We start from the raw sequence: 14,580 nt of genomic DNA, 5'->3' as shown, positions 1-14,580 counted from the left end.
ATCGAAAACGTTTGCAGAAATACAAAACAGGCTTCGCTATCTGCTCACTTCTAACTTCCGGAAGGCTTGAACGACAATGCCTCCTCGCGATATTCACTCGGGGTCTTGCCAGTATGTTTTTTGAACAGCCTGCTAAAATATTTTACGTCTTCATAGCCGCTGATGGCAGCGACTTCACTGACCTTCGCTGGAGACACCGCGAGCATATCCATCGCTCTGCGTATACGCATATCGGTGACAAAATCACCGAAGGTCACACCCATTTCTTTTTTAAACAGTTCACTGAGGTGGCCTGGATGCAAATGAACATGTCCAGCTACCTGCTGTAGATTAATATCCTGTGCCAATGAAGATCCAATATAACCAATGGCCTTTTGCACATGTGCAGCCTGTCCCTGCCCCATTCGGCTATGATAGACATGCATCAGACCATACAGATGGTGGAATAGCATATCCCCGAGGTCCACAGCTTCGGCATCCGGTTCCGGCTGCCAAGGTTCGAGCCTTGCGGATTCTTCCCGCCCTATGGCTCGCATCGTGCGGGTCAGCCAGCGATGACCTGCAATGACGGCAGAGTGCAGACAGGCACTGAACGATTCTGGCGTGACTTCCGGTTCTGCCATAAGATTAGCCACAAGTTCCCGCGTCCATGTCGTTAACGTGACCGAATCATTATCCAGCAGCAAGGTACCAAGTGTGGTCTCCTCTTCGTGCGTAAGTATGGTTTTACCACCTTGGCGATCTTGAACGTGCTCATAATGCCACATTTTATAGTCTATTAAACCTCGATATCGGAATGCAGCTGAAGCGGTTCTGTAGCTCTCGTGAAGATCTGCAGATCCACAAACAGACAAACCTATTGCTGCGCGCAGGGTGCACTTCAATAATTGCTCCACCCGACGTAATGCACTCTCCAGCCTGAACAGATACTCCTGTTCTACAGGCGGCCATGAGACTACACAGATAATTTGCTGTTTCTCTACATGAGCAATGGCACCAGGCAGCACATCCTCCAGGGTATTTTGCACCGCAAATCGTAATAGTGCATCCGAGGATCGATCCCAACCCTCTGCGCGAAGAACAAGGACTTGTCTGAGCATCTGTGCATCATGCAGACCATCAACTGTTGCCTTCAGAGCATCAGGCTGCAAAAATGAAGGACAAGCACCAGATGCGATATCACCATCAATGATCCATCCGGCAAACAGCCGTTCTCGATTCTCCCGCATAAGCTGTCCCTCTCTGGATTTCTCTGCCCAACGTTCCGTGATCCGCTGTTTGGCCTGTAACACCGTCTTGATGATCTCTTCCGGCTTGCTTGTTTTGAGCAGATAATCTGTAACACCTTGGCGAATTGCCTGCTGGGCATAAGAAAAGTCATCGTATCCGGATAAAATAATGACCTCCAGCTCAGGTAGCAATTGCAGACCCTCTTCTGCCAGTTCCAGACCTGATCTGCCTGTCATCCGGATATCCGTCATCAGGATATGTGGGCGTTCTTCAGCCATGCGTGTTAAGGCCTCCTCTGCCGAGGCAGCAGGTTGAAGAAGTTCAATTCCAAGTTCAGGCCAAGCGATGACGCTGGCAAGCCCTGTACGAATAATCACTTCATCATCAACAATTAATAGTCTCATGGCGATCCCTCCAAGATTGGAATGGAAAACGAAATCCGGGTACCTCCACCAACCCTGCTGTCCACTTCGAGCTGTGCATCCGGTCCATAATGGAGCAGCAGTCTCTCATTGACATTGCAGAGTCCATAACCTCCTTGGTTTAGGTGTCTTTCCGGCTGTTTTCCTTTCCATTCCCTAATGCTTATCCTTAATTGGTCCAGCCTGTTCGACTCCATGCCCATACCATCATCCAGCACCAGCACATTCATCCGTTCATTATCCGGATCCTTGCGAATCATAACGGTGATCGTGCCCATGCCTGCTTTGGGCTGAATGCCATGAATCATCGCATTCTCAACGAGCGGTTGCAGCAACAGCTTCAACATCATTCGCTGCTCAAGCGCTGGATCTACGATATAATGCAACACGAATTGATCCGGAAAACGAATCGACTGCACACGCACATAATGACGGATATGAGCAATCTCCTGTTCCACAGGACAGTAATCCTGACCATTATTCAAACTGATGCGCAGAAAATCACTCAGGCCCTCAACCATATCCGCGATTCTCTTCTCTTCAGACATCAGGGCAATCCAGTGAATCGAAGAAAGGGTGTTATACAGAAAGTGTGGGTTAATCTGCGCCTGAAGCACTCGAAGATCCGCTTCTTTTTTGCGAGCTTCACCTCGAATAACCTCTTCCTTCAACAGCTGAATATGTGCACCCAGCAAATTGTAACTCTCCCCAAGCCTGCCGATCTCGTCATCACTTTCAGACCGAAACAAAGGAAGTGGGCGCTCCGGATCAATTCGGGACAGATGCCGGGTAAGTACACGAAGCGGCCTCGTCACACGCCGCACGGTAAACCAGACCAGTCCAGCGCTGATCGCAGCAGACATAGCAACGGCACACCCGGTTAGAATAAGGATGTAGCGATTCTCGGACTTGTACTGGTCGTATGGAACCGTTCCAACCAACGTCCAACCCGTCAGTTCTTCCGGATAATAGAGCAATGTCCGTTTATCCTCACCACTGCCATACGTGGTTGTCCCGCTACCAACATCCTGAATTAAAGGTGTGACCCCTGGTTCAACATCCTCCACCTTAAGCCCAAGCCGTGATTTGTCCATCGAGGACAAGATCTCTCCCGTATTGCCGATGAGTTCCAGTCTGCCTACTCCTCTACCCAATCCCAGAGCGGCCCATCCTTTGGATATTGCCTTCTCGTCTAGACTAATGGCCAGCCAGCCGATAGGTCGATAATCATGAATACTACGGATCGGTCGAACCAATGTGATCACATTTTGTATCCCCGCATAATTCTGAACCGGATATACCCCCGTCCATTTTTTTACCTCTTCTCCGCTCGGTACAGGTGGATAAGATAAGTTTGAATTATTGGATTCGTACCAGGTAGCAGTAGACAATGTGGCATCGAATCGGCTTGGATATATGGCGATGTTGGCGATATATTTCTTGGAAGCAGCCAGATTGGTCATCCTGCCCAGGATATCCACCCGGTCCAGCTCATGGTCCTCATTTTGGCTAAGATAGTGCTGAATATCCCGTTCTCCAATCAGGAAAATGGACAGGTTCTCGGCATCCTGCAGCATATAACGAAGATTCGCTTCCACCTGCTTCAGCGTATCCATGCCGGACAGTTTTGTTTTTTGCTCTGTGATGCGGGAAGAGATCAGAAAGGCGAACAGGCCCAAGGCCAACAATGGCACAATCATTGAAGCCGTCACGACGACCGATAGCTTCCTTTGTAACGAAGATGTGAGCCAGCGTGCCAAACGTTTCTCCTCCTCTGGATGCGCTTTCGTTTACCCTTTGACTGCTCCGGCTGTCATGCCTTTCATGACCTGTTCCTGGAATATGAGATACAAGATAATGGTTGGAATGACCGACAGGGTCATGGCAGCAAGCGTTAATCCATAATCGGTCTGATATCCATCCGCAAAGTTCGCAATTGCCAGCGGTAGCGTTTTCAATCCAGTTTTGTTGATGAACACAAGCGCAAACGAAAAGTCATTCCACGCATGCAGGAAACTCAGGATCGTAACCGTCGACAACGCAGGGACAGACATAGGCAGCATGATTCGGGTAAACAGCCCCCACAGTCCCGTTCCATCAATGAAAGCCGCCTCTTCAATATCACGTGGAACACTTGTCAGATAGGCAGTAAGCACGAAGATAGCCGTAGGCAAGGCAAAGGCCGTATACGGTAAGATTAATGCCCAGTACGTATTTAGCAGGGACATTTGTTTCATTAGAATAAATAAAGGGACAAGTGTACTATGGATCGGAATGAGCATGCCTACAACGAAAAACGTCATGATTAACCCTTTCCAGCGAAACTGGAAACGGGCCAGGATGAATGAAGCCAGCGCTGCAATAAACAGCGTCAGAATAAGTGATCCAACCGATACAATGAGTGAATTGCCAAAAGCGGTTCCCAGCTTGGAACTTTCCCATGCATTGCTGAAATTGGCGACGTTCCAGTTTTCCGGCAGACCAAAGGGCCTGCTATAGAAATCTTCATTCGTTTTGAATGCACTAATCACGAGCCAATAGAACGGATACAATGTTAAAATACCATAGACCGTCAGCAGCGTCCAAACAATTCCGCTGCGCAGGCGGCGAATCGGATGGCCGGAGCCACTTCGTGGTGATGGCATGGATACAGGTGTCACACGCATGATAGCTCCTCCTCTCTATTGATTCTCTTTTCGTTTGCGACTGGTCACCCACTGGCTTGTTCCGATCAGCAGCAGGGAGATCAGTACGATGGTTGTGGAGATGGCACTACCAAAACCATAACGGTATGTTGTAAAGGTCGAATTATACATATACGTAGCGAGCAGTTCTGTCGCATGAGCCGGCCCACCCTTGGTCATGATGTAGACCAGATCGAATGATTTCAGACTGCCTGAAATACATAGAATGATCGCAACCTGAACCGTCCCCCAGATCATGGGCAAAGAGACCGAAACCAGCTTCCTTATTCCTGAAGCACCGTCTATTTTGGCAGCATCATGAATTTCACCAGGAATATTTTGCAGCGCCGAGATGAAGATAATCAGATACAACCCCACAAAGCTCCAGAGCAGCGGCGGTACCAACGAGAAAATTGCAATTTTGTCAGCGGACAGCCATTGCAGCTTCCAACTTTCCAGCCCCAAAGCGTCCAGCAGAAAGTTCAATATCCCGATCTGTGGATGATAGATATACTGCCAGATCATACCGATAACTACAGTGGATAACACCATCGGCAGAAATACCGCTGAGCGCAGAAACCGCTGTAATGGATTGCTTTTGTGTAAGATGACCGCCAGCATCAGCGCTAGCGGAATTTGTCCAAATACAGATGCCAGCACAAAAATAACGTTATTTTTCAGTGCCCGCCAAAATACAGGATCATGCCAGATCTCAATGTAATTATCCACACCGATATATTTGGATGCCCCGATGCCCGACCAATTGAAGAACCCGTAGTACGCTGACCACACGACCGGTACAAATACAAACAATGCATAAATGATGACTGCCGGGGCCAGCCCCAGCATAATAAAACGCCGACTGCGCAGTGCGTTCATCTGTTCACTTCCCCTCCATGAATGCCTTTCCCAACCTGCGACGAGCTAGTTACATCTATACTTAAAACCCCTCCCCTGCCGGGAAGGGGTTTTAACGATTAACCAGCCACTTATGTGATGTTATAAGTTCATTGTTAATTCATCGTCAAGATGTACAATCGCAATCGCTGTCTAGTTTAACGAATGTCACTGACTAACAGCATTGGCTTGAGCCGCCTGTATTTTGGCCGCAATATCTTCGGCCTTACCTCCCATAAGCAACTCTTGCAAAGCATTATTAATCACCTCAACCGTTGCCGATCCCAGCTTGGAATCGTATACTGGCGTAATCTTCACTTCCTGCATCAGATCATATAATTCAACGAACAATGGATGCGCCTTGGTTTTGTCCAGATCAATCTTGTAACTCACCAATGTGCTGCTATCCAATGTGGCCTTCTGACCGTCCGGTCCTGCGAGCGCGTAGAATAACTCCATCGCTGCCTCTTTTTGTGCACCGCTCAGCTTTTTACTTACACCCAACCCGGTTCCTACAACACCAGATGTTGTTCTTGGTTCACCCTGACCTCCGTCCACTGGAGGAAGAATCGTAATATGGGTGTTGTTCAACACCTCTTCAGGTGCATTGTTCACCAAGTTCGCCAACGCCCATCCACCGTTCATGACCATCGCTGCCTTACCTTGGAAATAAAGCTGCATCATCTGCGTCTCATCGATACTATTGAATCCATCCTGGAATGCTTTGGTGTTGCCCAGCTCCTGCATCTTGTTCAGGGCTTCAACAAATTGTGGATCGGTAAAGCTTGCACCCTCTTGTGCTGCCGCTTTCAAGAACCAGTCTGTGCCGGTGATCCGGTCAGCCAGTGTACTGAATATCGTCGATTGCGCTACCCAGTTGGCCTTGTTACCAAGTGCCATGGGAATGACTTTATTTTGATTAAATGTGGCGATCGCCTGTTCCAATTCCGCCCACGTCTCAGGTACTTTCACGTTGTACTGTTTGAAGAGTGCTTCATTGTAATAAATGAAGGAACTTGGTGCCAGATTCATGGGCACGGAGTAGATGTTCCCGTCCAGGGTGTATCCATCCAGTGCATTCGGGATAAAGTTGTCTTTCCACTCCGGCTTCGCGTCCAGCTCTGCATTAATAGGCTGTAACAGGTCACCTTTCACAAATTCCTTGGTCATGGCATCCGGCCACATCACGAACAGATCTGGCATCTCGTTGGCAGCTGCCACCGTGCGAAGCCGGGTTTTGAGACCATCGGTTGGAAGGCCTTCATCCACGACTTCAATATCAGGATGCGCCGCGCGAAAATCTTCAATAATTTTGCGCATCGCAACCGCCTTTGCATCCTGTCCAGTCCAGTTGTGCCAGAGAGTGACGGTTACTTTGTCATTGCCGCTGCCTCCTTCTGAAGTATCCCCGCCAGCACAGCCAGCAAGAACAATGGAGAACAATGTGATTGCCAGGAAACCCGAAAGCCATTTTTTCAACATCTCTATATTCCCCCTTGGCGATTTGATTACACTTATTGTAAATGGTAACGCTATCATATCGTAAGGTGACGATACACGGATGCAGGGGTGAAAAATATCGGTTCCCCTGTTAGAACTTGCTTTGCCGATTTATTGTTCATAACATATAAAAAGAGCCCTCACCATGAGAGCTCTTTCTTGTTGCAGCCATCGGTAGCTTACACCCAGGCCATATATAATGTATAAGTGCTAAATCTTATTGTAAATGGATTAGTGATAGTGATTATTGGATACTGTTTTTCACCAGTTCTGCAAAAGCTTCGGAGCCTTGCGTAGTGAGATGCACGCCATCTTTTTCAAAATATTCGTCATGTCCTTCACTTGCACTGTTCCAGTCAATCAGCGAGACATTGCTGTATTTGGATGCAGCCTCATTCAAAGCCCTGTTCACCGTTCGTTCCCACGGACGAGGTACGCGCACAGTAACCAGATATACCTGATCTTCATCCTTCAGATAATCAAGCACAGCATTCAAGTTTTTGGAGTTAAAAGAACCATTTGTCCCAAGCTCCAGCACCACTTTGCTGCCCATTTGGTTGTTTCGCTTCAAGCCTTCCAATACATCGCCAGCCTGCCACATTTGACGGCCGACATGTCCATCCACGTATACTCCCGATATGCTTTGCTCCAGATACGGTTTTGCATCCAAAATCACGGAATCTCCAATGACCGTATAATGAACCTTTCCATCCTCGGCAGGAGGAGCTGTTTCTTCATTTGCCTGAGCTGAATCAGGTGCATCATCCGTACCATCAGATTGGTTCACTTCAGCGTCGTCCGGAGCATCATTCTCGTTGGTCACAGAGTCACCAGCCGGCTTATCATCAGACTGACCATCCTTGCCCGGATTTGCAGAAGCGTTCTGGTCGCCAGGTTTCGATTCTGGAGTAGACTCTCCTGTCGGCTTTTCATTTTTCCCCGGATCATCTTTCGTTCCCGCTTCCGGTTTATGGCTCTGAGCATCGTTCTTTTGGCCAGAGCCTGACGTCGCTGTAATTGCTGGTACAACATCCTGGCCCTGTTCCTCTGCTACAGAATTCTCTCCATTCAATGTGTTGGACATCGATACCGAATGGGAGTCGGAATTGGCTGCATGGGAGACCATCATCTGAGATACCGTATAAGACAACAGCAGAATCGTCACCAACAGACCCGCTCGCTTCCACCATACATTACGTATACCGATCGATGACCGCCCTCTTCCCCATAAACGGGACCAAGAATCGCGGAATCCGTTGTACCGAATCGGATTTTCAATATATTTAAGGGACAATGAGGCCAGTACAACCGTTGCAGCAACCTGTAAAATGATCCGTACAGGATGCGCTCCTCCCGTATCCACCGCGGGATTCGTTAAAATAATAATCGGATAATGCCACAGATATAATCCGTAGGATCGCTCTCCGATCCAGCGCATCGGCTTCGCTCCAATAATACGTGCCAGGAAAGACGAAGGGTGAGCCAACACCGCTACCAGCAACGTTGTTGCGATAGCCTGAAGCACCATACCCCCTTGATACAGAAACGGATCATATTCACTGCTATTCAGCATCATGTAAATCAACAATGCGAGTGCAGCCAGCCCCGATACATCAAGCACAATCCGGTTCATGCCAGGCAGAGAGCTCGACAGCTTGCGACTAGGCCACACCACGGCAAGAGCAGCACCTGCCAGCAGTGCAAATGCCCGCGTGTCTGTTCCATAATATACACGGCTCGGGTCCAGATCCGGATTATACATGATGGCCATTGCGCCAGCAGACAATTCAGCTGCGACGACAATGAAGACGACCAACCATCCCTTTCTTTTGAACACTACGATTGCTGCGATCAGTAGAAGAGGCCATAAGAGATAAAATTGCTCTTCCACAGCCAGTGACCAGAAATGTCCAAACGGAGATGGAGGGCCAAAACTTTCGAAATAGGAAACGTTGTGAAAGATATACCACCAATTGCTTATGTATAATACACCCGAAACGATATCACCACGAAGCGCAGCGAGCCGGGATGGATCTGAACAGGCCAACCAGATCATCACCACAGCTGTCATGGTCAGCATGCCTGGAAGCAGACGTCTTACCCGTCTTACCCAGAAATCACCGAGAGAAATGCGTCCATGTTCCTGCCACTGTGACACGAGAATATCTGTAATCAAATATCCCGATAGAACAAAGAATATACCTACACCGAGCAGTCCGCCCGGAATAAAATCCAAATTCAGATGATACGCGATTACCGCAAGTACCGCGATGGCTCGCAAGCCGTCAAGTCCGTTCATATGTCTCTTACTATTTAAAGATTGTGACATGCATGCCCCTCCTTGTTACTGTGAGTCAACAACATTGGTGTTGGGGGCATAAAGGAACTCCTGATCGTTCTGGTTGTCATTAACATACGTATTGCACCTTCCATCTTTCATTTACAACATAAGAAAAGCTTCTGTTCGAAGCACTATCCGATGATGCTACATTCTGTGTGAATTCTATCATCTTAAAGAAGACGAGTTGCCTGTCCATTAAGTTTAATTATTAAAATATTCTTTATATTCATTCGTGAGTTCACGTTTAGCATTATACGCCCGAAATAAGCCTCATACTTTACAGCAATAGTTACAAACGATTAAACCGATGTAACCTTTCCTGCCAGCTCATATAGCTGTAAAATCATACTCTAATTTTGTCGTTAAATATAGTACTTTTCATCGAGTGGCTAAAATTACCTGTCCCGCTTGCGCAAACCAGCATACCCACGCACACATCGATTGAAACAATTGAATTCATAACAAAAGGCTGCCGACTTGCTCAGCAGCCAATATCCATTATAAACCTATGTCAGACCGGATTGAAAGTTTTGCTCATAATTGCTTCTTCTTGCCTAGGACCCTAGAGGTGGAACGGGTGAATCTTTTCTTCTGTCCTCGCATCCATGATCCGGTATGCTGAACGCCCTGTGTACATTGGGATTTGCAACTTCTCCAGATCAACCATTCCATTCTCCAGAATGTATTTCTGATCCTGATATCGCTGCAACACTTCGCCTGCAATCCATTCATGGTCACCATATGTCGTCATGTCCATAACCTTGCATTCATAAGCAAAATAAGCGTCTGTCAAAATGGGTACACTTACCATGATTCCTTCCTCATATGGAATGCCGAATCTTGTGAATTTATCCGTATCTCTTCCACTGAACGTTCCTGCAGCTTGAATCCACTCCGATCGATGACCCGGCAGGAAATGAACACCGAATACGCCACTCTTCTCGATGAGTTCATAGGAGTATGTTTCCTTACGAAGGGAGATGCCATATACGCCTGGTGATGATCCGATGTATGTATGCCATCCGGACGCCATCACATTCTGGACTCCCTCATGACGTGAAGTCACCACCGCTACCATTCCAGGATAAGAATAAAATATAGGTTCTTCTATCGGCTGACGCATCTAATCCCCTCCTTTTTAATTTGGATGAGAAAAATAACAGGATAATAAAATATAGTTATTTTCATCTCTTGGTATAAAAAATTAATTAAAATATTCATTATTCGACAATTAACCCACTTCTTTTAATATAATTATGCAGAATTTTCTCATCGTTAAACAAAAGGCTAAGTCGATAATTTTTTCTCCGGATTACATTAGTATTGTTTTGTGGCAGAGGTAATAACGCACGATATCCATCCACATAAACTAATGAAAAACTGTCTATATTTATTCCATTGTTCACTATTGTATAATCAACTTTAAATGCATTAGAATCAGGGTGCTTTGTTGCCCACGGCTCATCAAATGGGTAATCTTTATCAATTTCGAACCAAATAATTTTGATATTTGGATTTTTTAGATAAATCATTTCTTGTTTCTCATCATGTGATATCCATTCAAGTTTCTTACTATTGACAACTAAATTGTTTATTTCAGATATTTCGTTTTCTTGAAGCTGATTAACTAAATAATAGTCCTTGTTAGGATATACTAGCGCCTTACATAATAAAAATAATTGATGGATATATTTTCGAGCCAGATCATCTTTTCCAAGGATGGAAAATGCAGAAATCATATTGATTAGACCATATCTTCCACCTTGTTTTAATATAAAAGTAATAATTTGCTCTTTTGTACTATCATCATCTAATAGTGCAGATGTGACTATGTGAAAATAGTTATTAATTTTACCACCATGTTGTTCAGGGAAAGACGCTTTTTTCAATACTTCAAAGATCTGTGTCAATTCACTATCCACAGATTTTTCAATCTCCACAAGAGTTTTCCATGTGTTAATTTTAGAATAATTTATCCCATGAATTTTACAACTATAGTACTCATTCAACTCACTAAGCGAGATGTTTTTCAAATCTACTGTAGGTGAATCTGTTTCAAAATGACTAAATATATCAACTGATATTACGTTATAAATATCATTTAATATAGGCGAATCGGGAATACATAGTTCTAAAACGTATTTAAAATATTCAAGATTTCCTCCTTGATCAGTTGTTGATTTCATAATCGTTAACATTGAATACGTGTCATTTAGCAAAACTTTTAATTCATACTCATCAAACCAATTACTTTGATGTCCTAAAAAAATACACCTTGGTAGTAAATATGATATGATATCGTCTTTTCTGAAAGCAGGTCTATAGATACTGTTATTGATTGCTTTTAGCAAAAACTCGTCAGCTTTTGACATATCGAAGCAGGACATCATTGCTGCAAAAAGATAATTACTATCGGTGTTAATATCATAATAGGATAGGTTCTTTAGTTCTTCTTCATTGATATTAACTAACATTTTGATGTTGGTTATACTTTTAAACAAGGTTTTATTCCTTAGAAATACATTGTATAGAACTGTTGTTATAGAAATCACACTTTTATAGTCCAGCAAATTTTTTATGAATTTTTTAAGCTGATTCTCATCAAACTCAAATCTAGATATTATCTCTCCTATCAGTTGAGAATTGTTATAAGAAAACCTATTATCATAAATGAAATTATATTTTTTCACACAATCTATGATTAATTCCAGAGCACCCGATTTGGTTGTATGAAAATCAATAATAGTTTTTCTGATCTCAACACCGAGAGCATATTCACGAGAACATAGTCTCTCCTCATTCTCTAACAAAATCGTAATATAGCTATTAGCCTCAAGATTACGTTCCCATGTTCCGTAATGATTTTTATTTACTTCATTGAATCTTTCCATCAAAAATTTATTATCTTCAGTTCTACTTCCAGCTAACAAATTATGAACAATAATTGAATTGAGCTTATAGCTTGGTTTTGTAGAACTATTGAGTCTCTCTTTCAAAATGTTCCTTAGTTTTTGAAGCGTTTCTCCATATAAATAGTATATATTTTGGGTTCTTAGAAGTGTAAAGCATAATACCTCTAGAAGATCGTTACCTAGTTCAGGTATAATTTTCTCCAATTGATCCACGTAAAATTCGAGACCTATTTCGAAATAACCAGAAGTTTTCATCGCACTATTTTGTCTATATAGATAATTTAGCTCAGAGTCAACATTTTCAAGATTAAATTTACTAATCACATTAGTATATATTTTTTTGAATGAAGCTTTATCTTGTTTGCATTTGTAAAACCAAAATGCACAAGGATTCAATTTATAAGCCTCTTCTTCAAAATCATCACTTAAATTGTATTCCGCTTTTAGGAATAAACGAATATCTACATTCTGACGAAGAATATATTTTTTAATGAAATCCCAATAATTATTTTGAGAAAGAAATGATTTAATCCCGATTCCTTGGTTATTGATAAACGATTTTAGATCTTTGTATTCTTTAGTGCAAATGACATCTACTAATTTGTCTGATTGTAGATAGCTTTCATCACCAACACCATAATCACTCCTCTGGCCAATTAATCCATTTTCAAAATAGTACCAGTAATCTCTCCCTAAGTAAGCTTCAAAGAAACGTAGAGACAAGTTCTTGAGAATATCTCTATTTCGAATGCTTTCTTTCAATTCTTGGAAAAGAAAAATATTGAGTACAAAGTCTTTGTCTGGAAACAAGCCCAAATCTCTCAATAAAAATGGATCATTATAAAAATTATGTTTTATTTTCTTATACAGAAAGTACTCATGAAAACGTTTATGCTTAAATGAATATCTAATTTGAATTTTCTCACCATGGGCTACATCAAAAAACAATTCAGTTAGAGAATTAATTATCGAATCTATTTCATAGTATGTGAGCTTGCTATACAACGTACTAATAATATTCTGAAAATCATTTACGGTTAAATTGAGGCTGTTATTTAACTGTAAAAAATAGGAGACTTCTTGAAGTATTTCCTCTATACTAGTAATCTTCACTTCAGGCAAATTCAAATTTTTTATTTTTTTAGAACTATTCAATAAGCTATAAAAAGTATGAGAAATCAAATCAATTTTAGTTGTAGAGTCATCAACATTTTCAATATACTCCCATAATAAATTCACTGAAAATATGTCATCAATCTCTATTAGCAAACTCTTGATCTTACTTTTGACACTTTCATATTTTTCGCTTTTAGACTGTACTGCTTTAGCAACAAAGTATTTATCAATAAATTCATGATTTAAAGCATCAATTTGGTAAACTTTCGGATCCATTTCCCTATATAAGAACGTCAAGTTAGGAGAATTTAGTCTTGAAGACACAATGATATTTTCAGTATTTTTTCTTCTTTTTAACATTTTAATAAAAGAAATAGTTTTATCAACATCTGAAATACTAATTTCATCTAGCCCGTCAAAAATATATAAGCATTTTTGTCCATTATCACCAAAAGGAATTGAATAATCTTTCAATCTGTTTCTAATAAGTGATTCTAAATCACCCATTACACATTCTCTTAATCTGATATATATAGGTATAGGAATAGATTCAATTGAAACTTTATTATTTTGGGAGTAGTTTTCTAAAAATTTTTCCGAACTACACACATAAATTTTCTTTAATATTTCTGTCTTTCCAGTACCGGCATATCCCAGAATAACACTGAAATTGTTTTTTAGAATTTCCTTCTCAATCTGTGTATACTCAAAGCCATTAATAGATATTTCCAAAAAAGAGTTTGATTTCAAAAAAGTTTTTTCTTCAACTGTTACGGAAGAATCAATAAATGCAATTTCATTTTGCGAAGAAAAATACATACGATATATATCATGATTCTCAACTTCATTAAGTATATGGGTAAAGTTTTCTTCCTTTATCCAATGTATAGTTATATTCATTCTTCTAGCTTCCTTTTGAATCATAACTCTTGATGTTGTTAATTTATCATTTGACAGTTCTTCGCTTGTACATTCTGGTTTAATATTTAGATTCGAATAGATATAGATCTCATCTAGTTTTCCCTCATAGAGAGTGAAAGCTTTTTTCAATGAATTATATACTTGGTCATAAAATAAAGTCGAATTATGACTTGTAGAATATTTACATTGAAACCCATAGAATTTTTCACCTGATTTTACAGGTTCTGTTTCAAGACCTGTCTGATTATAATTTACAGAAAATTCATACCCGCTTATTTTAAATTTACGCATAAATAAGTGCCTACACATTCTTTCAAACGCCTCTTCTTTATCAGCATTTTTAATATTAAATTTGTTCCAGTTTACTTCAAACATAAAATCCTCCTAAAACTTCAATATCAAACGAGCTTCATATTTAAATGGTTCATATAGAATAGTTGTATCAACGTGATTTACAGAGTTGATACACGAGAATAACTAAGTAAGTTGTATTTATCCCATTAAGTATTTGAGATTAGCTAACCTTTATTTATAACCCAATAAAATATTAGACCATT

8 protein-coding genes are annotated in these 14,580 nt (G+C 42.0%); all 8 read right to left on the bottom strand.

The window, feature by feature from the left end; genetic code table 11:
* Positions 1 to 50 precede the first annotated feature (50 nt).
* Positions 51 to 1,634 carry a helix-turn-helix domain-containing protein gene (locus NYE45_RS10200; protein ID WP_340016567.1) on the bottom strand — a complete coding sequence of 528 codons (1,584 nt, stop codon included), beginning with the start codon at positions 1,632 to 1,634 and terminating at the stop codon, positions 51 to 53.
* A complete protein-coding gene (locus NYE45_RS10195) occupies positions 1,631 to 3,412 on the bottom strand; it encodes a sensor histidine kinase (RefSeq protein ID WP_340016566.1) in 1,782 nt (593 codons plus the stop codon). Before NYE45_RS10195 ends, NYE45_RS10200 begins: the two co-directional genes overlap by 4 nt.
* A gap of 30 nt (positions 3,413 to 3,442) precedes the next feature.
* Positions 3,443 to 4,297: a carbohydrate ABC transporter permease gene (locus NYE45_RS10190; protein ID WP_264930707.1), complete on the bottom strand. Its 855-nt coding sequence runs from the start codon at positions 4,295 to 4,297 to the stop codon at positions 3,443 to 3,445.
* Positions 4,298 to 4,333: 36 nt separating this feature from the next.
* Complete coding sequence (locus tag NYE45_RS10185; RefSeq protein WP_340016565.1) at positions 4,334 to 5,215, bottom strand: sugar ABC transporter permease; 882 nt, start codon at positions 5,213 to 5,215, stop codon at positions 4,334 to 4,336.
* A 186-nt stretch (positions 5,216 to 5,401) separates the two neighbouring features.
* Entirely contained in the window at positions 5,402 to 6,715 is a 1,314-nt protein-coding gene (locus NYE45_RS10180; protein WP_340016564.1) for an extracellular solute-binding protein, read from the bottom strand.
* Positions 6,716 to 6,977: 262 nt separating this feature from the next.
* Entirely contained in the window at positions 6,978 to 9,062 is a 2,085-nt protein-coding gene (locus NYE45_RS10175) for an acyltransferase family protein (RefSeq protein WP_340016563.1), read from the bottom strand.
* Between the two features lie 574 nt (positions 9,063 to 9,636).
* Entirely contained in the window at positions 9,637 to 10,197 is a 561-nt protein-coding gene (locus NYE45_RS10170) for a flavin reductase family protein (RefSeq protein ID WP_340016562.1), read from the bottom strand.
* A 97-nt stretch (positions 10,198 to 10,294) separates the two neighbouring features.
* On the bottom strand, positions 10,295 to 14,398 hold the full coding sequence (locus tag NYE45_RS10165) for a hypothetical protein (protein ID WP_340016561.1): 4,104 nt from the start codon (positions 14,396 to 14,398) through the stop codon (positions 10,295 to 10,297).
* Positions 14,399 to 14,580: the final 182 nt, after the last annotated feature.

Source organism: Paenibacillus sp. FSL K6-1318, assembly GCF_037976905.1.
Lineage (GTDB): Bacteria > Bacillota > Bacilli > Paenibacillales > Paenibacillaceae > Paenibacillus > Paenibacillus amylolyticus_A.
The sequence above is the reverse complement of the archived record's forward strand: the minus strand, read 5'-3'. Positions and strand labels throughout refer to the sequence as shown.

What these genes read in the sequence shown, in the direction of transcription:
- NYE45_RS10200 (WP_340016567.1), bottom strand. Translation starts at nt 1,634, where the DNA reads ATGAGACTATTAATTGTTGATGATGAAGTGATTATTCGTACAGGGCTT.
- NYE45_RS10190 (WP_264930707.1), bottom strand. Translation starts at nt 4,297, where the DNA reads ATGCCATCACCACGAAGTGGCTCCGGCCATCCGATTCGCCGCCTGCGC.
- NYE45_RS10185 (WP_340016565.1), bottom strand. Translation starts at nt 5,215, where the DNA reads ATGAACGCACTGCGCAGTCGGCGTTTTATTATGCTGGGGCTGGCCCCG.
- NYE45_RS10180 (WP_340016564.1), bottom strand. Translation starts at nt 6,715, where the DNA reads ATGTTGAAAAAATGGCTTTCGGGTTTCCTGGCAATCACATTGTTCTCC.
- NYE45_RS10175 (WP_340016563.1), bottom strand. Translation starts at nt 9,062, where the DNA reads ATGTCACAATCTTTAAATAGTAAGAGACATATGAACGGACTTGACGGC.
- NYE45_RS10170 (WP_340016562.1), bottom strand. Translation starts at nt 10,197, where the DNA reads ATGCGTCAGCCGATAGAAGAACCTATATTTTATTCTTATCCTGGAATG.
- NYE45_RS10165 (WP_340016561.1), bottom strand. Translation starts at nt 14,398, where the DNA reads ATGTTTGAAGTAAACTGGAACAAATTTAATATTAAAAATGCTGATAAA.